18 protein-coding genes and 3 pseudogenes are annotated in these 20,475 nt (G+C 35.2%); all 21 read right to left on the bottom strand.

Annotation, left to right across the window (positions count from 1 at the left end):
• A pseudogene (locus tag NST14_RS29560) lies at window positions 1-813 on the bottom strand (DUF3854 domain-containing protein); the annotation flags it as partial.
• 194 nt (window positions 814-1,007) lie between these two features.
• A complete protein-coding gene (ltrA, locus tag NST14_RS29555) occupies window positions 1,008-2,891 on the bottom strand; it encodes a group II intron reverse transcriptase/maturase (RefSeq protein WP_000830948.1) in 1,884 nt (627 codons plus the stop codon).
• Window positions 2,892-3,644: 753 nt separating this feature from the next.
• Window positions 3,645-4,157 (bottom strand): annotated as a pseudogene (locus NST14_RS29550) (hypothetical protein); the annotation flags it as partial.
• Complete coding sequence (locus NST14_RS29545) at window positions 4,147-5,922, bottom strand: LPD1 domain-containing protein (RefSeq protein ID WP_001048055.1); 1,776 nt, start codon at window positions 5,920-5,922, stop codon at window positions 4,147-4,149. The pseudogene NST14_RS29550 and the gene NST14_RS29545, both read right to left, overlap by 11 nt.
• Window positions 5,923-6,034: 112 nt before the next feature.
• Window positions 6,035-6,586: a hypothetical protein gene (locus NST14_RS29540; RefSeq protein WP_001027667.1), complete on the bottom strand. Its 552-nt coding sequence runs from the start codon at window positions 6,584-6,586 to the stop codon at window positions 6,035-6,037.
• Window positions 6,587-7,082: 496 nt separating this feature from the next.
• A complete protein-coding gene (locus NST14_RS29535) occupies window positions 7,083-7,244 on the bottom strand; it encodes a hypothetical protein (protein WP_000130909.1) in 162 nt (53 codons plus the stop codon).
• 111 nt (window positions 7,245-7,355) lie between these two features.
• Window positions 7,356-7,979, bottom strand: coding sequence for a hypothetical protein (locus NST14_RS29530; RefSeq protein WP_001088469.1), 624 nt, complete (start codon window positions 7,977-7,979; stop codon window positions 7,356-7,358).
• The gene (locus NST14_RS29525) at window positions 7,976-8,521 is read right to left on the bottom strand and encodes a hypothetical protein (protein ID WP_048519932.1); all 546 of its coding nucleotides are present in this window, start codon (window positions 8,519-8,521) and stop codon (window positions 7,976-7,978) included. Before NST14_RS29525 ends, NST14_RS29530 begins: the two co-directional genes overlap by 4 nt.
• Before the next feature lie 38 nt (window positions 8,522-8,559).
• A pseudogene (locus NST14_RS29520) lies at window positions 8,560-10,500 on the bottom strand (WxL domain-containing protein).
• 16 nt (window positions 10,501-10,516) lie between these two features.
• Window positions 10,517-11,602: a DUF916 domain-containing protein gene (locus tag NST14_RS29515; RefSeq protein WP_048519930.1), complete on the bottom strand. Its 1,086-nt coding sequence runs from the start codon at window positions 11,600-11,602 to the stop codon at window positions 10,517-10,519.
• 70 nt (window positions 11,603-11,672) lie between these two features.
• Window positions 11,673-12,278 (bottom strand): WxL domain-containing protein, encoded by a 606-nt coding sequence (locus NST14_RS29510; protein WP_000672678.1) that lies wholly within the window; start codon window positions 12,276-12,278, stop codon window positions 11,673-11,675.
• Window positions 12,279-12,349: 71 nt separating this feature from the next.
• Window positions 12,350-12,556 (bottom strand): hypothetical protein, encoded by a 207-nt coding sequence (locus NST14_RS29505; protein ID WP_048519928.1) that lies wholly within the window; start codon window positions 12,554-12,556, stop codon window positions 12,350-12,352.
• Between the two features lie 72 nt (window positions 12,557-12,628).
• Window positions 12,629-12,832, bottom strand: a complete 204-nt coding sequence (locus NST14_RS29500; protein ID WP_000879955.1) for a hypothetical protein — start codon at window positions 12,830-12,832, stop codon at window positions 12,629-12,631.
• A 65-nt stretch (window positions 12,833-12,897) separates the two neighbouring features.
• Entirely contained in the window at window positions 12,898-13,104 is a 207-nt protein-coding gene (locus NST14_RS29495) for a hypothetical protein (protein ID WP_000956356.1), read from the bottom strand.
• Window positions 13,105-13,146: 42 nt separating this feature from the next.
• Entirely contained in the window at window positions 13,147-14,013 is an 867-nt protein-coding gene (locus NST14_RS29490) for a hypothetical protein (RefSeq protein WP_000201162.1), read from the bottom strand.
• A gap of 1 nt (window position 14,014) precedes the next feature.
• Entirely contained in the window at window positions 14,015-14,947 is a 933-nt protein-coding gene (locus NST14_RS29485; protein WP_001996222.1) for a hypothetical protein, read from the bottom strand.
• The gene (locus NST14_RS29480) at window positions 14,940-16,376 is read right to left on the bottom strand and encodes a CpaF family protein (protein WP_000264620.1); all 1,437 of its coding nucleotides are present in this window, start codon (window positions 16,374-16,376) and stop codon (window positions 14,940-14,942) included. Before NST14_RS29480 ends, NST14_RS29485 begins: the two co-directional genes overlap by 8 nt.
• Before the next feature lie 15 nt (window positions 16,377-16,391).
• Window positions 16,392-17,213: an AAA family ATPase gene (locus tag NST14_RS29475; RefSeq protein ID WP_000441033.1), complete on the bottom strand. Its 822-nt coding sequence runs from the start codon at window positions 17,211-17,213 to the stop codon at window positions 16,392-16,394.
• A gap of 16 nt (window positions 17,214-17,229) precedes the next feature.
• Window positions 17,230-18,090 (bottom strand): Flp pilus assembly protein CpaB, encoded by an 861-nt coding sequence (gene cpaB / locus NST14_RS29470; RefSeq protein WP_000804792.1) that lies wholly within the window; start codon window positions 18,088-18,090, stop codon window positions 17,230-17,232.
• Between the two features lie 558 nt (window positions 18,091-18,648).
• A protein-coding gene (locus tag NST14_RS29465) for an IS3-like element ISBce15 family transposase (RefSeq protein WP_085963576.1) occupies window positions 18,649-20,009 on the bottom strand; the annotation gives its coding sequence in 2 pieces (ribosomal slippage) (window positions 18,649-19,553 and window positions 19,553-20,009; 1,362 coding nt in all).
• Window positions 20,010-20,286: 277 nt separating this feature from the next.
• Window positions 20,287-20,448 (bottom strand): hypothetical protein, encoded by a 162-nt coding sequence (locus NST14_RS29460; protein WP_048519918.1) that lies wholly within the window; start codon window positions 20,446-20,448, stop codon window positions 20,287-20,289.
• Window positions 20,449-20,475 lie beyond the last annotated feature (27 nt).

Raw genomic sequence — 20,475 nt, 5'->3', positions numbered from 1 at the left:
TTATATTGTGCGAAAAACAGGCTTGAAAGAAGCTTGCATCGCATCATCTAAACCTTTCCCTTGTGCTGGGTTCCATGCTGCAATAATTACGTTATAGCCCTCTTTCTTTAACTCTGTCGCAAAAGCAATTAAGGCGGCTCTTACTTTTTCATTCTCTACTAAGTCAGCATCGAATGCTAAGTATACATTTTCTACGCCCATATCTTTTAATACTGGCATAACGATTCTCCATGCATTTACACCCGGAATCGCAAGAACTGTTGTCCCTACTTTAGCTATTTCTTCTTTATTTAGTCTTTGAGGAAGTAAATCGGCAATCAAATCCGCCTTCATCGGCCCTTCTGTAATCATTACTGATTTTGTTTTGTGCAGCGTACCAGACTTCCGATGTTTCAAATGTGAGCTTGGTACTGCTACATGTACAGGAAGTGGATTTTCACTACCTCCCGCACCGGTTCCTTCATTTTTATTTGCTGAAGAGATCCATAAGTATTTTTGACCTTTATGTATCTTTACAATAACTTTTTCCCCGCCGATTAATAATTCTTTATTTTTCCCTATTTCTAGTTTTCCTTCATAGATACAATCACCGTTTTTCGTTATTTTCACAATATTAGGCTGTTGTAGTAGTTCGGCTTGTATACCTGTAGGTCCAGATTTCACATGAACAGAGTTCTTTACTTCATCTACACGTACTTGCCAACCAACAATTTGATTATATTGGTTTCGGAATGGAATCATAATTCCTGGAAAACCTGCCATTAAACGAAGAGAAAGTTGTCCTTTCTTCATTTCATAAAATGTGACGCATCCCAAAGGATATTTCCCTCTGGGGTAGCGCCTACCCATTTCGGGTGCGATAGGTAAATCTTTGATGTTATCTCCAATTTTTCCCCCGCCCCACACCGTGCGTGCGACTTTCACCGCACACGGCGTTCCATCGACTGTTTAATGTCTTTGTGTTTCCTCAATCTAAAGGTTTATTACTTTTGTTAATGTTTTGTTTGTCAATTGATTTCTAACATTTCATTTTTCGCTTGTTTTCTAAGTTTATTTAGCTTAATGAGTTGTCCTTCGTTTAGCTTCAACTTCTCCATTAGACCTCCGATCACATCAGGCGATGTTGCATGGATTAATGTGTGTACATCTCTACATATTAGGATTAGGTTCTTATAACTATCATCTTGCGTATATTTCCAAGGTGTTTTATGGTGACATTGCATGTCTGATAGTATTAGTTCCTCGGAAGTAATTGCACATTTGCCATGTTGGGCTACAAATAGAGAGATTCGGTTGTCATTATATTCAACAGTTGCTCGTTGACTAATGACAGGGTGTTCTCTTAACCATTGTATTTTCCATTCAGGCACTGCAGATTGATTTTTATGTATCAATTCTCTACCTTGTGGTGTATACTTATTGATTTTTGTATCCTTATTTTTGGGGCTTTTGTGCTTGATATACGCTAGTGGTAGAATAGGAATATCATTTAGATATCGAACCATTGCTGATTTCATGTATCTTTTAATTCCTTTATCTTTCCCTTTGTACTTCCCTTTCCTATTAACATGTAATCTGTTGTAAATCCTTATATTTAGGTGTTTATGGATGCTTGCTAAATCCCTATTAACCTCGGTCGCAATCTCATAGTAATTATGTGTGCCAATTACCATAGAGTTGTAGCGAACAATAGCTTTATTCTTTAGTCCCTCATTTTTACTTCTTTGAATTACAGCGATTTGATCTTCAAATTGTTTTTGGATTTTCTTTTTGGTTTTGTTTGATATGTGTGTTCTTGCAATTAACTTACTTCCCTTTTTTACCATTTTGATTTCAAAACCAAGAAATTCACTACTTTCCTTACGGAGATTTGTGATTTTTGACTTTTCCTTCGAAATTGGTAGTTTTAGGCGTTCTTGCAACCACATCTCACATGCTTTAAAGATTTTTTGTGCATTCGATTTCGTAGCGGTGAAGATTTTGAAGTCATCTGCATATCGAACAATATACATTTCTTTCAAAGCCGTTGTTTTGCGCATTTTACTGTAATGTGGGTACTTGTCAACATGTCCGCCCTTTTTAATGGTTAATGACAATTCCTTTAACAACCTGTCTTCCCATTGATTTGTTATCCACCAATCGAATTCATTTAGATTGATATTGGCTAATAATGGACTTAATATTCCACCTTGTGGTGTACCTTTGTTTGGATATTGCATTTCACCATTGGGCAGTACTATTGGGGCTTTTAACATTTTTCGGATGATTACAAGAAGTTGTTTATCTCGTATTCCCATAGTCCATAGTTGACGCATGAGTTTTTTGTGATTAACTTCATCGAAAAATCCTTGTATGTCTACATTAACTACATATTGCATATGACTTCGATTCACCCTCAAGGTTGCATCTGCCATAGCTGTTTCAGGGCTTCGATTTGGACGGAAACCGTGACTGTGTTTGTTGAATTTTGCCTCGCATATAGGTTCAAGTACTTGTTTTATACATTGTTGCGCAATTCTATCCCACATTGATGGAATTCCGAGTGGTCTCGTTTTCCCATTAGGCTTTGGTATCTCTACGCGTCGCACTTTTCGTGGGGTATAGTTAGAAAATCTTTTTTGAACAATTTTGATGAAATCTTCTTGACTGAGTTTCTCAACATCCTTGATAGTAACTCCATCAATCCCCTCTGTGATACTTCCTGAATTGCGTTTAATATTTCTAAACGCTAAAAGAATATTACTTTCAGAGGTTATGACTTTCATTAACTGCTTGAAGTTTCCTCCATTTAGACTTTTGGCATATAACTCGTCTTGTGATTCCTGCATACCGTAGTATTCAGAATGTCTAAGCGAGTTATCCTTTAGTCCCTCTTTTCTAGACCTTTTCATGTTTTATCACGCTCCAATCTTGGCTCGTGACCTTTTAAGTCATACGAGAATTCCATGAGCGATTGAGGTTATATGACTTTTAAAGAGTCGACTTGTGGCTATTGCTCCAGTTCCATTACAGAACCTTCTTTGCTCCTACCACTACTCTCACTAATGTTAAAAGAAGTTCCCTCGGTATACCGTTTCCTCCTTACTGTTTCATAGAGTTTGCGCTCTCCACATCATTAGCTTTCGACGTTCCCTTAACTTTATCAATTTTAGACTTAGATGCTTCCTTTAAGCCGATGCCCTATCCAATGCCTGTAACATTGCATGGTGGTTTTTCCAGGCTATAACGTATCCACCACTGGACATAGAAACTTTCGTTTCCCATACCATTTCTGGTATGCGAATATTCGACCCGTACATTCGGAAGTTCGTCAGAATACCATTTTATTCATTCTCACCATATCTAATTTTTTGTGACCCCCACCCTATCAACTACGGGACTCACCTCTGAGATCCTTTTCGGTTGCCTGTTAAAATAGGTACTTCGGTAATTTTTCAGATGACTTCACCGAGCTTCAGACCCCTTCTTATGTCGCAAAACTAGAAGGCGCATGTCGGAGTATTAGGGGAAGCGTTTCAAGACGTTACTCTATCATTCCACTTCTCAAGTTAAGAGTTCTACAATCTTAATTCGTTGTGGGTGTTATTTACATTTCAACGTTTCAAGATGGTGCGTAATCTTTTCAATTACGAACGTCTCGCACAGCCAGGTATTCCCTTCCAACAATCTTTTTTGCCAATTTGTTTAAATAACTTTTCCCAAATAGTTGTGTACGTATTATCATCTTCCAACACAATTTGTTGCTTTAAAAAAGAACGATATTGACGTATCTGTACTTCTTCTTCAGTCATTTTTCTATCTTGTAGTAAATGTATATGGTGCTTCTCCTCTAACGGCAAAAATCCGATTAAATTACGATTAAATGCATCTAATTCTTCGTTACTACGCTTACTATGCCCCTTTACCACATCTACATCTGGTAATTGGTATTGCTTCTTACCATTTAGATAATGGATATAACTTGGATTACTTGAATTTTTACCGTATACCCACTTACTTTCCACACGAGTACATGCTACTTTCTCCTGTGAAACATGCAGCATACAGTTTCCAATACCATTACAGATTGGGCATGGAACACGATAAAATTCCCACCAACTTCCTCTTGGATGTGCAGTTGTTAAACGAAATTGTCCTTTTTGTATGTTATAATTCATCATTTCCCACTCCTTGTATACTATTTATTATATATGGAACAGCTACTTCCATTAAACTCTTTATACTTCTATTTAGATGTTCTCTTTGTTCTCCTAACGGATATACAAAAGAATATGTATCACAAACTAAATAATCGTTTCTATGTTCTTGATCTAGCAAAGCTGATTCTACATATGCTTCAAATGCTCTAGCAAACATCTCATGATTCGTAGACCAATACTTTTTGGTTCTCTTCTTATCTAACTTAATGGCTGTATCAAAGTATATAGACCCTTTCACTTGATAGGATATTTCAACAAGTTTTTCGCCAGTTTTTTTATAATGATATGCAGCTAACATTTGTGCGGTTTTCTCGAATTCTTTTTCAATTTTACGCTCCATACGCGTTTTTGTAGCTCCTGATAAAGTATCAAGCTTCCTACACAAACTAGCATGATGTGATTCTAAAATATTTGAAAGATTTCCTTTAAACACATCATAACTATCGATAACACCACCATAGAAATACCACTTTCTACTGTAGGCATTTTCCACGTTGATTACTCTGGCCACTTTTCCTTGTTTACAAGCATCTAACACAGCTTGTATCTTTTCCTTGATAATAGCAGGCAAGATATTCCCAATACTCTTCCCATTTGATAAGAAAGCAAGAGTACCATTTTGAAAATCATGACTACAATCATATAAGAAATGATCCAATGCATGTCCCCATTCATGACACAATGCCCCGACTCCATTATCACGAGTTAAATTAATGACTTTGGTAGAAGGTTCATAATGTGCTAATGCATTGCCGCTTCCTCTCGCACCAATCGCAAGTCCTAAGCGTCCTCCTAACCCTATATACTCAGGTGGAATTCCCAATATACGAGCTAAATCATGCAATGCTTCAGATACATGCCCAATATGCTCTTTTGCATATTGTTCGGTGCAATAATGACCAAATTGCATCCCCTTCAACCCAAACATAGCAACTACGTCTTCAGGTTTGGTAGCAATTTCTACTCCTGGCCCTTTTCTTTGCAGGGTATCTGGCAGTTTCCTACTCCAAGCAGCTGCGGATTTCTTACGAGTTGTAACCTTTTTCGTAAGTAAATCATTCCATGTTAGTTCATGTGATACACGAAGATACGTAGAATTAATACTTTTTGAATTTGTGCAAAGTGATATGAATTTCTTTCCTAATATCAATAATTCCATACCATCTGCATCAACAAACTCATCAAAATATTCCTCTACCATTCTTTTAAATGTGAATGTTACATTCTTATTTTTTCTAAATGCAGACCAACCATTGCTCATTTCCATACCATAAGAAACAACAAGATCTACCCATTGTTCTGAGGTATGTACTGACTGTATATCATTCCATATTCTTCTACATGCCTGAACATATAGTTTCCTTGCAGTCGGTGTATCTACAATTGGCTTCTTATTAATTCTGCCCACTAGCAGTTGCTTTAACTTTGCAACACGTGGCAGGACATCATTTTCTTTTTCATATTCAAAAGAGAATGGAATTAATGCGTTTCGATCCAATGCATTTAGCGCCTCTACTGGAGATTCTTTTTCAATTTCAGCTAAAATTTCTAAAGAAAATGATACTAAAAATGATTCTTTTAAAGCTCGTATCTCTTTCTTTGCTCCCGCTAATTTCTCACCTACATCATAACTGTATCGATTGCGAACTTGTTTATCTGTTCTCACATCCTGTACCATTATGTCTTCTCCTACCTCTAAACCAAAAAGTTCAAATAAATTCATACTAAAATCCTCCTGAATAAAATAAAAGACAGAAATTCATAGTTATTTTTCACTACGGATTTCTGTCATTCCCTCTGTCTGTAGACTTTCATATAGTTATGTAAATCACTCATTACGATACACTCACACCTGTTAAAGAGAATAGATCCTCTTTTGTTGGATTTAGTGCTTGTAACCAGCTATCTACCTCCAGAAAGTTTACTTTTTTTAATTGTTCACCTTTTTCCGCACGTTTAACCACCTCTAAACTTCCATGCTGATGCACAATCATTACAAGATCATCTTTCTTAAAAATACAATCTACATCTGCAGAATTTATGTGGTGGTTACGTAGAATTGGTTTCCATTTCTTAAGTGAATAACCTTCTACATCTAAAAAACCACGGATAGCAGTAAAGCGAAAACTCGTCCCTCTAAAACATCTTTCCAATAAAAAAAGGAAATCCCGTACACATCCATTAAAATGAACATGATACAAATAGATTTCCCCTGCTTGTTTTGCTGCTCGCTGTGACAAGTTTGATGGTTTAATGGAAAATTGATAACAATCTCGTTCCCAAAATGCTCCTTCTTTTGTAACTCTCATTCGTAATGCACGTAAACTTGGAATAAGTTCATCTGGATGCGCAGAACAAAATAAAGATACTTCATAACTGATATTCATAAATAAATCCCCCTAAATAATAATTTTTGCCCAGTGTAATAATGGGTTCTAACAATCAAACAGACTTGAAAACAACACAAAAAGGGCTTCTTCAAGTCGATTAAAAATGTGCATAGCAAAATAAGCTATATATACACTAATCGGCTCAAAGAAGCCCTTTCATAAATGAAACAAGACGCAACTTGCTTCTACAACTCAACCACAACACAAAAAAGGTGTGGGAATAAACGGAATCAATTAAACAATAAATATAGTTATATATTAATTAATTTATTAAGTATTAGCAAGTATCATCATATATATTTATATTATCATTGAGCTTATTATTTTTCATTTTATTGAAATTATGTATAATTAAAGTATCCTACACGAGATATTGAGTCATATCTCATCGTCATTTTAAAAGACCTCCATTTTATATGGAGGTCTTTTTTTAGGGGATAAATAAATAACTACTAATTTTCCACGGCAGGAAATTCCCCCTACACATTCTCTATTAATATCCACCCATTTTAATTACTAACATAGTCATAAACATACTAAACATGAGGCTTTTTAAGTACTTATTTTCATCTTTTGCTACAAAAATAGCTAAACAGCAGAATAAAGCCCATCCTAACCAAAATAGCATTCCTAAAATCATTGGTAAATCAGTCAATTAAATCTACTCCTTCGAATGTTTTATCTATTACATTATTTAATATATTCATTTTGACTTCATATTTTAAGACCAAAATAAAAAAGACAGAAGTTTTTCTGTCTTTTTTATTTATCTTAAAGTAATCCATTCATAACTTGCCCACTCTTTTGGTTTTTTATCGTACTTAATACGACCAGTCGTACAGAATGAAGCAATCATCCATTGTATAATGTTCATCTTGGCATATGGATCAATACAATCCTCTATTTTTTTTAATTGATAGCCTGTACTATTTTTCTGCCAAATTGTATATAAACGAAAATGAGTTGTCGTAACAAGCCTAGCTTTTGTTGTAACTTGCCATTTTGCAATTTTCGTTAAATCCTCTTTTACTTTTCTCTCATACTCTTGTTTTATCACTTTATAAGTCTTGTCTTTATTAATTAATCCATTAGAGAATGTAAAAGGCATTTGATGCACCTCATAAACTGTTCCTTCTTCATCTCCTAAAATATTTGATTCTACTAGGAATATGTTTTTTAGTTTTAACTGTTCCGTTAATTCTTTTCCGCTCCGATAAAACGGTTTTTTTATCTTCTGAAGCAAGACAACCTGTACAATTAATCCAATTAGTAACGGATACGCTAGTATAAACACCATATTAATAAACATATTGGTAATAAGTACCCCTACTAATGCGAATATCGTGAAGTAAATATAAGTTTCTCTTTGATGAATGATTCTACTATTCAAGCTAAAATACCTCCGTTTTGATAAATAGTGAAAGCAACATATACAATTGCTCCTAATAAAATAGAACAAGCCCCCGGAAAGCTCTGTATCAGCTGTATTTCTTTCTTTGGTAGCTTTGCCCCAAATATAGAAGCAGCATGCTCCAATTGGTCTTTAAACGCCCCCATAAACCCCAAAATTTTAATTAATCGATACACACTAGCAATCCAAAAGAATAGTAAATGGAAAGCTGTTAATGTAATAGCAGTAAGGATTGCTGATTCTTCCACTAAATTACTAACATATATAGCTACCACCACAAGCATTTTTGTATCACCGGGTGAAGAAAATTTAAATGTCTCTAACAACAAACCACACGCTAATGCCATAGCTAGTACAATCACAATCTCTTTCCCTGTTCTTATTCCAGCAAAATACGTGATTCCTATACCTACAATTAAGAATAGCAAATGCCATATATTTTTCGTTTTTCTATATTTCAAATCAGTAAATACATTCAGGGCCATATATCCTAGTAGTATTCCTATTACATATATACTCATAATTTTTTCTCCTTATTTTTTCCTATTTTAATGAATTATTACGGTCCACTCACTAGAGACCAGGTGACCGTAGAAGTATAAGTAGCTTGCCGATTCTTCCCTACATAAGTTGTCCCTGGATCTAACTGCAGTTGTAATCCATTTTGTCCAAAATCGACTTGATATTCTCCAATTGCTACATCTTTTGAAGCCCGTATAATAGTGTGTGCCGCCCCAGTATCAATAGGTGTACTTGGAATTTGTATGATAGGTTTCCCTGTCTCTGGACCTTTTACTTTAGTTATACTTACCTGATTTTTTAAGGATAAAGAACCCTTTGGCAATTGTTTTGCAATATTCGGCTCTGTAAATGGAGAAATTGTCATATTCAATCTCCATCCATCCGCTTGATTTCGACTATCATGTATCATGAGTTTCCCTAATGTACCAAATGAATTTTGCTTTTCTCCATTTAGTTGAATAGGAGTAAACTCTACACTTTTAGGAACAGTAAGCATGTCTACTCGTCCTTTTTGTGTTGTAGATATATGCTTCGTCGTACTTTTATTCCCAGCTTTATCTACTGTACGGATATGTACATATTGTGGTTTCGCATAATCAGTTGGAAACTGAATGCTAGTCTGATTTGTAAACTGAACACCACCCACTTTATCAAGTGAAGTGTCGGATTTATCATTCACTACATATTCATATCCCTTTACACCACTTGTTACAGTTGCAGGAACTTCCTTAGAAAAATCCGAAACGCCATTCCTGCCAACTCCACGAATTTTATAATGATAGGTACTCCCTTCATCTTTAGCAGGGGCAAACGTTACTTTAGTTTCTTTCAGTTCTCTATTTTCAAATTGGAAGCTTTCAGGTGTTGTTGGCACTGCCTGATCTTTTGCTTCTTTATCTACATAGTCAGAGAGTCTACCCTTATATATTTGCTGATTTCCCCTGTATACTTCCGCTTCCGATGCATATCCCACTTTTAACTCATCCACATAGGTAATCCCTTCTGAATAAGCAAGCATATAAAAAGTTACACCTCATTGCTCGGTAATATAAAACGGATTATTTGCAACTTGAGTATTCATACTAAACGTAGACCATCCATTTATATCTTTATTAGAATCATTCTTTGTGATCGTACGATTATTTGGTAATTGGATAGGTGCTGCCCATTTTCTTGTTTTTAGGCGATCACCTTGTTTCATCGGGGTCACAATAGGACTATTTAATATTATCTTTCCCTTTCCAGAACCATCCTGATACGGTATTACCTTTTCAATCATAGGGGAATCTTGATACACATCTTTGTTTATATCCGAAGTTATATGTCTTCTATCCCTTGGTATGTTGGTACCCGGTTCCTTCTCTGGAAACAAAGAGATATTACTAATTTCTATTTCTTTTGAACCGCCTGGAACATCTTTCAAAACAGTAGCATTATAATAGTCAAATTCTCTCCCTGTTTCCCAGCCTCCATCACCATAGAAACTAATTCTTCCTAATCCTTGTGACTTTGCTTTAAACGTTGCTGAAATATAAGCATTATTAGGTACGTTTAATCGCTTAAAAACAGCAATGGAACTCTCTCTTACTGTATAAGGATATAAGACTCGATTCCCTACCGATTTTGTATCAAATACTTTGTATCCGCTAGTATCTGTACCATTTGGATAAAAAACTTCAGATTGTAAACTTTGATTCCCGTTACCGTAAAACTCTCCCCAACCACTCATCAAATTAACGTCTTTTGGGTTATTAAAATCAATTTTCCATAAGACGTCCTGCTCTAAGATATCAATCGCCCATTCTAGCTTCACTTCATTTTCTTTTCCATTTGCAGTGAGTGTTGGAATACCATTTTGCTGTTTTCCTATTTGATCAGCTAATATAGAGTTATCTTTTGAATCAATAATTAAGCACGATACACCCAAAAGTATGATTGAAGTAAGAACCTTCCCCCATTTCACTGTTTCCTCCCCCATTTCATTTTTATGCTATCTATGCTGCCTTATTTTGCTCCTTCTGATTTTCATGTTTCTTTCTCCACCATACAAATACAAACATTGAAATAACTAATATGAAAACACCAGCGGCTATTATATATATTTGATTAGAATATCCAGGCAACACTTTTATTACACCTGTTTGTTCCGCATAATCTGTCACATTAGAAGCAGTTATGCGTATCTGTTCTGTATATGTTTTTGGTATACCATTCTCTTTTATAGTGACTTTTAGTGTATACTTTCCATCTTTATATTCTTTCGCTTTCCATGGGATTGCTAATCCTACCTTAGATTTTGGCGCTACATTGAATGTTGGAATATTACCATGAAACAGAACGTTATCCTGGGATAAAACTTCATAGTAAACTGCTACATCCCTTACAATATTTGCATTTGTATTTTGAATAAGTGCATGGACTTGTGGTTGTGTTGGATAAGATTCAACAGTTGTGCCATTTAGTTTAAGAGGCGTTTTATTGACCGAATTTTCAGTCTCCTCACTATTCAATTGTATTGCTACCGCATATTCAATGCTATTATGTACAGAAAAGTTCAATCCGTCCTTTTCAAGCTTCTGTCCTTGGGTATCGTGCGCTAACTCAAATAATAATCCACCCAAAAACACTCCATCTTGATTTGGTGTCGTTAAATGTACCTCTATAGTTTTCGTTTGATTCCCCTCTAAGTTAACAGCGTCAGGCGCTTGAACATACTGATCCATATAGAAATCTGTATCTGTTAATATACTTTGTGAGACTTCACGATTTGTTACATACATAATACCTCCGTTTGTAGAGGTGAGAGCGTTAGCGACTTTTACATTGACTTTGATTGGAGTATTAGCTTTATTGTGTACATCCATTTTTACTGTTTGATTCTGTTTCTTTTTCACCTGTAAATTAAAATAATTTTTTATATCACCTAGTTGATTATCCGGGACATGAATGCTTACATCAAATGGTAAACTATCTTGTTTTTCTTGTGCATAAACTACTTTAAAAGGTTTTAAGCTTATACTTAAAATGAATATAATCACAACCAAAATACTAATTAAAATTTTATATACATAGCTTTTCATTCTGCCCCTTCTTTCTATGTATAGAAGAGAATCATACATACGTGATTCCCTTCTATATGATAAATTTCTTTTAAGGTCCTGTTACAATAGAATATGTCAGTTTTGACTCATATGAGGTAGCACCAGCCTTATTCTCAACATACGTACTATGTGGATTTAACGTTAAAGCTAGAGATTTATCATTGAAACTAACATTATATTTCCCCATACCTTCATCTTTTTTCGCACTTAAAATCGTAACTTGATTATCAGTATCTATAATAAAGTTAGTCGTTTTAAACTCCGGATTTGGTGAACTTGTCCCTCCAACTTTCGTTATAGCAGCACCACCACTATTCAAAACTAAGGAACCCTTTGGAAGTGTCCGATTTGACTTTGCATCTCCACTCACTTTAAATTGATCTGCTTTTACATTGATTCTCCAACCATTCCCAGAACCAGTTGCATCTGTCACTGTTAGTACACCAGGATTTGCATGTGTTACTTGTGTTTCTCCACTTAGTGTTACCGCGTTAAAGTTACTAACTGGTGTAACAGCAATATTATGTTCCCCACCTGTTATACTTTGATTTAGTTTTGTATCAGCTGTTGTTGCTGCACTTGCAGGTGTACTAATTAATGACATGCCAAGGGCTAATGTTGCTAATGTAGGAATCATTACTTTACTGAATTTCATCATAGTACCTCCTTATATTTTAAAAGGAGGGAGCTATATAAAACACGCCCCCTCTTATTTTCAATTAAAATTTATTTTTTGTTCCAAGAATCTACATCCGCATTGCTTGATGCTTTTGTGAATCGAGCTAGAATTGTATCATAAGCGCCTTGGATTGCTTTCCATACAAATGGCCCAATTACTAATACAATAATGACCGCTAAAGCGATTAACATACCGTTTTCTGATGATAGTTGTGAATCCTCATTTTTTAACCAATTCTTCATATTTGCTAACATTACATTTCGTCTCCTTTATATATCGATTTTAAGAATTTACTAAAATAAGAACTTAATTATTTAAATCTTTTATTACTTATTCCAAGAATTTACGTCTGCATTGCTTGATGCTTTTGTGAATCGTGCCAGGATCGTATCATAACCACCTTGGATTGCTTTCCATACAAACGGCCCAATTACTAATACGATAATGACCGCCAAGGCAATTAACATACCGTTTTCTGATGATAGTTGTGAATCCTCATTTTTTAACCAATTTTTCATTTTTGCTAACATGATTGAATCTCCCTTATTCATTTATTTGAACTATATACATAATAAACATCATGAACCTAAAACTTTTATTTCTTGTTCCAAGTATTCACATCTGCATTGCTTGATGCTTTTGTGAATCGAGCTAGAATTGTATCATAGCCACCTTGGATTGCTTTCCATACAAATGGTCCAATTACTAGCACAATAATTACCGCCAAGGCGATTAACATACCATTTTCTGATGATAATTGTGAGTCTTCATTTTTTAACCAATTCTTCATTTTCGTTAACATATATTTTGCTCCTTTACCTATTCCATTTTGAATAATGTTTTTCTATATACTTGCAAATCCTTGCATTAAGGATTGAATAACAATAACCATTGGATAAATTACAATACATCCAATAACAGCTACGTTAAATTTATTCATTTCCATTGGCTTATTTTGAATGAGACGGTTATAGTTCTCATGTTTTAACTCACGCATCATTTTAATCTGTGCATCCATAATACGAAGACTCTGTACCTTATCCGTTTTTTGTGCTTGTTGCAATGCAATAGTAAAGGTATTTACTTCTGGACTATTTAAGGCTGCTGCAAAGTTTCTAAATGGTTGATCCGAACCCGCATACATTTCTAATTCCGCTGTAAGTGTAGATACATACGGTCGAAGATGTCTCCCGGCATATATCTGCGCCTTTTTTACTGCTTCTAATGTTGTATGTGTTTTTAACAACTGCAGCATAGGAATTAAATACTCCGGTAATTCGAACTTCCTTGCTTCTATAGCCTGCTTGATTCTTCTCTTTAATAGATAATCAGGATAGAAATAAAGTAGCGGTGAAATTAAAACGCCCACTTTAAATAAGTAGTAATCATGAAACACCGTACATATCAAGAAAACAGAGGTGAAAATGATGGGATAGGCAACCTTCATTTTCAAATATTCTTCTGGTTTCGTATCCAAACCAGCTTCTTCTAATTTTTTTTGGATCTGCTCTTTCTTTTCTTCTGTCAGATACTTATGTGATAACGACTGGAAGGGAGCAAGCATCATTTGATTTAAATTCTTTTTTTCAATTCGTTTTGCATTTTCTACATAGTTTGTAAGTAGGCTACCGCTGTCTTTTTTACTTTGTAGAAAGGTAGAGAATACCCAGTACATGACAACGAATACCACTAAAGCTAAAATCGTAGCCACTTTATTCCCCTCTTTCTGTTGGATTATAATTTGCAATCTTTTCTACACGGGTCGCTAAGAAAAATACAATGAACATATTTACCGCTAATGCAATTTTCCCCATCATAGAACCTGCTAAAAATCCATATGCTTCTTTTGACATCAACATAATCACAATCGGCATGGCAATCACGATTAAGCAGTTCTGTACAAACGCACGTTGTGCTTGCGACAAACTAGAACGTAATCTTGCCAGATATAGCTTTTGTTTTTCGAAATCTTCTGCAATATCTAATAAGACTTGTACTGAATTCGCCCCGCCTTCTCGACTACACACTTCCAACATTTCATGGAAGAAAACCAATTCTCTAAAATTAAAAGTTTCATTGAATCCTTTAAATGCACGGTGCATTGTAGTTCCACCTTCTAATAAAAGAGAAACTTTTTCTATTTCTTCTTGAATACTCTCATGCATCATTGGCTTTACTTGTACTAACACGCGTTTAGCGTTATTACTAATTTGAAGCGCATTCGCTACTGCCTTCATATAAATAGAGAGACGGTCAATGACAACCAAGTAGTAACGTTTTTTTCTTCGATAGAGAAGAAATCTCGGAACTAAAAATCCACATAAAGCAGAAATCAGGGTAAAAGGATCTCTTCCAAATGAGAAGTAGAATATTGCTGCTATACTCATTCCCGAAAGAATCGTATATACCCAGTACATGCTTTTCGTCAATTTCCACTCGTACTTTTGGGCTTCTTGGATAACAGATTGTGGAAGATACATTCGTATGCCTTTAATATTCCTTAATTCCAAGCGCCTTTCTTCTTTCTCATTTTCTTGTACAAATTGGGAAAGTGCAGAACCTTTAGATTTTGCAAAAAGTAAAACAAGTAATACTACACTAATAAAGATTAATAATATACATCCATAGGCGAACAAACTATGCATACTGCACCTCCTGTTGTGATAGGAACGGTGCATAAAGAGCTGGATTTACAGAAGTAGCAGAACGGAATTTTTTCTCCATTTTAGCTGACATTTTCCCTGTAATAATGTGCTGTCCATGAATTTTTCCTATGCTTTCATTTATCTCATCCTGTTCCTCGTATGTCGGGATAAACTGAGAAAGTTCATTAAACTGTATATCACCTCGATAATCTAATAATTCAATCATCTCTGTAATATAACGATTCCCATCATCTTTCTTTTCTAAAAAGACAATCACATCGAATGTCTGTGAAATTAATTCATATAAATACTGGGCATCAATATTCGCACCACTTTGCAGACACATGAGCATTAAACGTCTGACTGCTTCTATGGCACTTCTTGCATGGACAGAGGTAAAGCCAGGGTGGCCTGTTTGGAAAAAGTTAATCATTTTTAATGCTTCTTTACCCCTCGATTCCCCTACAATTAATCGCTTTGGTCCTTGACGTAGTGCATTCGTTAACAATCTATCAAAATCAATTGCATTTTCTTCTACTTCCGATGCCCTACATTGCATCGGAACAAAGTGATGTTCTGGAAAAATTCGATGCAAATATAATTCAGGGTTATCTTCTACTACAAGAGTACGTTCTTTTTTCTTTCCTTTCGGAATATGAGAAGCAAGAAATTTCATAAACTCTGATTTCCCTGTCCCTGTTGCTCCAGCGACTAGAATATTCATTTTGGCTTTCACGGCTGCAGCCAAAAAGTCCAACATCTCTTTTGACGCTTGATTAGTAGATAACATTCGCTCTTCAGAAGCACGAAGATGATCTGCATTCTTACGAATCGTTATTGTTGTCCCGAGTCCCCCAAGTTCATCTAAAGCAATATTGATACGGATATAGGGAAACACGCAGTCCACATATGGTTTTGCTGTATTTAATGACTCTGACGTACTATTTACCATCTTATAGGCTAAAGCCTTTACCTCTTCTTCCGTCTCAAATCGGTAAGGGAATGTTAACTCTCCCTCTCCAATTTTTTCGTAAATAATTTCTTTTGTACCATTGATATAAATATCGGTTACATCCTGATCTTCTTTTAAAGGTTCTATAATTCCAAATCCCACAATATCATCACATACCATATTTAATAATTGTTCAGAAGGTACATCTGAAATGACGACTTGATTACTTAATAGAAAACTTTTAATGATTTGTTCTACAGCTGCTCTCTTTTCTTTATTCATAAAAGATTCGCTTAAAATATCACGATGGTCTTTTACTAAAAATGCACGAATTTCATCCGTGATATCTTTAATTTGTTGAGCTGTAGTTGTTCCTAACTTTCGAGCTGATTTGGAACGAATCATATAACCAAAATGATATAAATCAACTCGATTTCGCTTTAAGGCGACTTGTTTTCCCTGTAAATAGCCCCACATACTACTGCCTCCCTTTTAATTTCGTAAACCAAAGAGACCCTTTTTCATAGAGGATGTATGCTGGGTTGGAATATCAAGACCAGCTGCTTCCATAATGTGATGGACCTTTGTATTAATTTGCGGGGAACCAAACTGCATCCCCCATTCATAACTCGTACGATCCCTGTCATACGGAATTGTCACCGCAATTTTTTGGGAAGATAGCTTTTCAATATCTTCTACATAATCCTCATCTGCCATATTTAAAACATGAATCATACGAGGCAATGTTAGCTTTGCTTCTTCTAGTAGTTGTAATTCTCTTTTAATTGCTATTGCACCACGAGGGTTGCCGTTTAACACATGAATTACAAGGTCTGATTGGTATAGGATTGGATAACTCAGAACCTCAGATAATTCAGTTGGTACTGATAGAATGATAGAATCGTATTCTGTATCTACAAGTGATTCTATAAATGTCGTTACAAACAGTTCTTTGTTTTGAATCTCTGGGAATTGAGCTAAGTTATAACCTGATGGAAACACTAGAAAATCCATCTTATCGTGCAATTTTTGCATCAACCTTGGATTCATTTTTCTCTCTAATAAATCTTGCTTGGTACAAATATATTGCGAGAGATTGTATTCATTTTCTTTTCTTACAAGTTCTAAGATGTTTTTACTATCGTGGCTAAGACCAGTTCCAACCGCAAAGCTAGGTCTTACTTGGTCTGCTTCAACATAAAGCACCTTTTTCCCTAAATGAGCTAATTCATTTGCCATCGCAATACTTAATGTGCTTTTCCCTACATTTTCGTTTGTTGCATAAAAGGCAATGATTCTTGCTTGCCGCTCCATCTTAATAACCCCTTTCTTACTTAGATTCATTCAGATACTGTGCTACATACTCTTTTACATTTTTAGAAATTGGATTAGTCGAATGCTTCTCTACATAGTCTAAAATGTTCTTTTGATCAGATATTTGTGAGAATCCTTCAGCTGGTTCTAATTCTTTCCCTGTTTGCTCCACCTTTTGTCCAACTGCAACAGGAATGACATCTCCAAGTGTTTTTGCACGATTTAAGTATTGAAGTTGTTCAGGGGAAACAGCCAGTGTGTATAATCGCGTTACTTTAGGCTTTTGTTTTCCTTCTTGTTCCTCTTTTGATTCTTTCTTTTCTAGCACAAATGCATCTTCTGTATTGCTATCTTTTGCAGCCGTCACACGTACACGTTGGAACAGACCACCAAAGACAACCTTCTCATTGTCTCCTTCTTTCACAACTTGTTTGAAATACAAGTCCACATACGTGTTTGGGATAATACTATTCCCTGAACTTGTTTCTAAATCAACGAGTAACGGGAAAGCAACTTCTCCATCTTTCAAATTTAAAATAGCAGAGTCCGGTAACTCCTCTTTCTTTACTACTTTGTTTTTAAAGAGATAGCTATTTTCTGTAATGGGTTGCCCATCATTTGTCCACTTACCTACAACCTCTTTTTTATTTACACGTAATGCATTTGGGGGAATCGCATCACCAGGTAAAGTTCGTTCCACTAGCATGTCTTCTTTAATTTCTGTATGTGCAGGTATATCCTTTGCGGCTACAACAATCTTTGTTGGTTTTACAGCATTTTCTACTGCGAAATGATTGTATCCATAGATACCCGCTACTGTTGCAGCAGCTAGACCTACCGCAACAATCTGCTTCTTTTGAAACTTAGATGGCTTCAATGTTTGTATTCCTCCTTATGTAGCCTTTAAACGCAAAAAAAGGACACACCTATGGCATAATGCGCCTTAGGTGTGTCCTTTTAGCTAATCTAAAGTCTATATGAAAATGTTGGATTTGGTTTCTTTAATATTACAATTTCAATATTATGATATATAGAGTTATATGTCAATCATTTCTAAAAAAAATATTATTTTTACCATTTCAAATCTCTGATTCCAAAACTCAAAAACCCTTAAAAACATTGTCATATCAAGGTTTTTAAGCTATTAACCCACCCGTAAATATGGTATAATTAATATAACGTAACTGAATATTTCAGGGTGGTTGGTTGCTATCCTTTCTCTTTCATTTTATGGAGAAAGGAGGTGATCGCATGGAAATACTTTTCATAATAGCAATTGAAATTTTAAAAGTAATTGCTAGAGAAGTCGCTGTGTTTTTTGCAAAACGAGTAGGTAAATACCTATCAACGTCTTGGAAGAAAGCACAAAAAAAGCGACGAAAAACGAAAAGAACCACCCACAATGTGAACTGGACCCGAAAAGTTAGACATATATTTAAGCAGCTAATAAGGATTGAATTCTGTATTTTACAGGAGGCAATCCTTTTAATTTTGCCTTAATCCTTTTATTATTGTAATAATAAATATAATTCTCTAGTTCTTCCCTAAAGTGTTCCATACTTTCAAAATCTTTAAGATAAAGTAATTCAGATTTTAATAAGCCAAAGAAATTTTCAATGACTGCATTATCTAAGCAATTTCCCTTACGGGACATACTTTGAGTTATATTATTTTCTCTTAAAATATATTGATATCTATCCATTTGATAGTGCCAACCTTGATCTGAATGAAGGATAGGAGTATCTTCTTTATCCAAGCATTTTAAAGCCTTATCTAACATCCTTTCGACTAGAAGGAATGTAGGGCGTTTCTCAATATTATAGGAAATAATCTCACCATTAAACAAGTCTAGAATAGGAGATAGGTAGAGTTTTTCACCAAACAAATGAACTTCAGTAACATCTGTAACCCACTTTTCATTAGGCTTAGAGGCCTTGAAATCACGCTTCAAGACATTTGGCGCTACCTTCCCAACCTTCCCGCGATAAGAGCGGTATTTAGTGATTCTTACCAACGATTTTAACCCTAATTGATTCATTAAGCGAAGGACGGTTTTGTGGTTAATGGTATAGCCCTGATTACGTAATTCAAGTGTGATACGCCTATAGCCATATCGCCCTTGGTGTTCCTGAAAAATCTGCTTAATACTTTCTTTAACCTCGTTATATTTATCTTCACGACTCATTTGTTTCACCCAGTAATAATATGTACTACGAGCCATTTCAGCCGCTTTAATCAAGTCGATAATTTTATATTCATGCCTTAACTCATATATTATGTGTGCTTTGTCTTTTTCAGAGATTGTTGTTTTTGTTGAATTAAGGCGTGTAACTTTTTTAAATAAGCATTTTCCATGCGTAAGTATTCAATTTCTTTTTGTAAATCATTTTGAGAGTTAATATTTTGTTTTTTCTTAGGTGCAATAGCCTGTTTCTTCTTCACAGTGGAGTACCCCTTACTTGTTTTACGAAGAGCATCTATCCCCTGCGATTCTAGCATTGATCGCCACTTCCTAACGGTACGAGGAGATGGAACGTTGAACATAGCGGCCGCTTGTAGGGGCGAAGCTCCTGTATTGTTCATAAAATTCAATACTTCCATTTTAAACTGAATGTCATACCTTGTACATTTAGAGTTTAAGGACTCTATTCCTTGTTCTCTAGTACGTGCCACCCACTCTTTTAATAACGATATACTGACTTGATATTTTTTGGCAGTCACTTTAAAAGAATCATTTGTATTTAAATAATGTTCAACGGCATTTCTTTTTAATTCGAATTTATATTTTCTAGACATAATAAAACCGCACCTCCAATTGTTAGTTATTTGTCTAACAAATTGGGTGCGGTTCAAATGCCTGCAAGCGTGTGAAGGGCGGTTCTAAGAAAAAATAAACTTTTTAGCAACTAGCCACCTTGCGGTAACAGTTACATAAGGCGAGATGTTGGAGCATCTCGTCTTCTTTAGTTTATGCAAAAACTATTGTTATAATACTTCTACACTTATTATAACATCAACTATTGTACATGTCATGCAGATTTATCCGCGATAGTTGATAAAAAAGACATTATTATTAAAACAAAATCAATTTTGTTCCTGTTTCAAAATACTTTGCAGGAGCATAACTTGTCCCATTTCGATCTTGAAATTCATTTCCAACATATATTGATACTATCATTGCGATTACTCCAATAAAAATCACTCGTCTCACACGCTGCTTTTTCTTTTTATCCACTCAAAATTCCCCTTTCTATGAAAAAAG

This window comes from Bacillus sp. FSL W8-0519 (assembly GCF_038005585.1).
GTDB classification, from domain to species: Bacteria; Bacillota; Bacilli; order Bacillales; family Bacillaceae_G; genus Bacillus_A; species Bacillus_A paranthracis.
The sequence above is the reverse complement of the archived record's forward strand: the minus strand, read 5'-3'. Positions and strand labels throughout refer to the sequence as shown.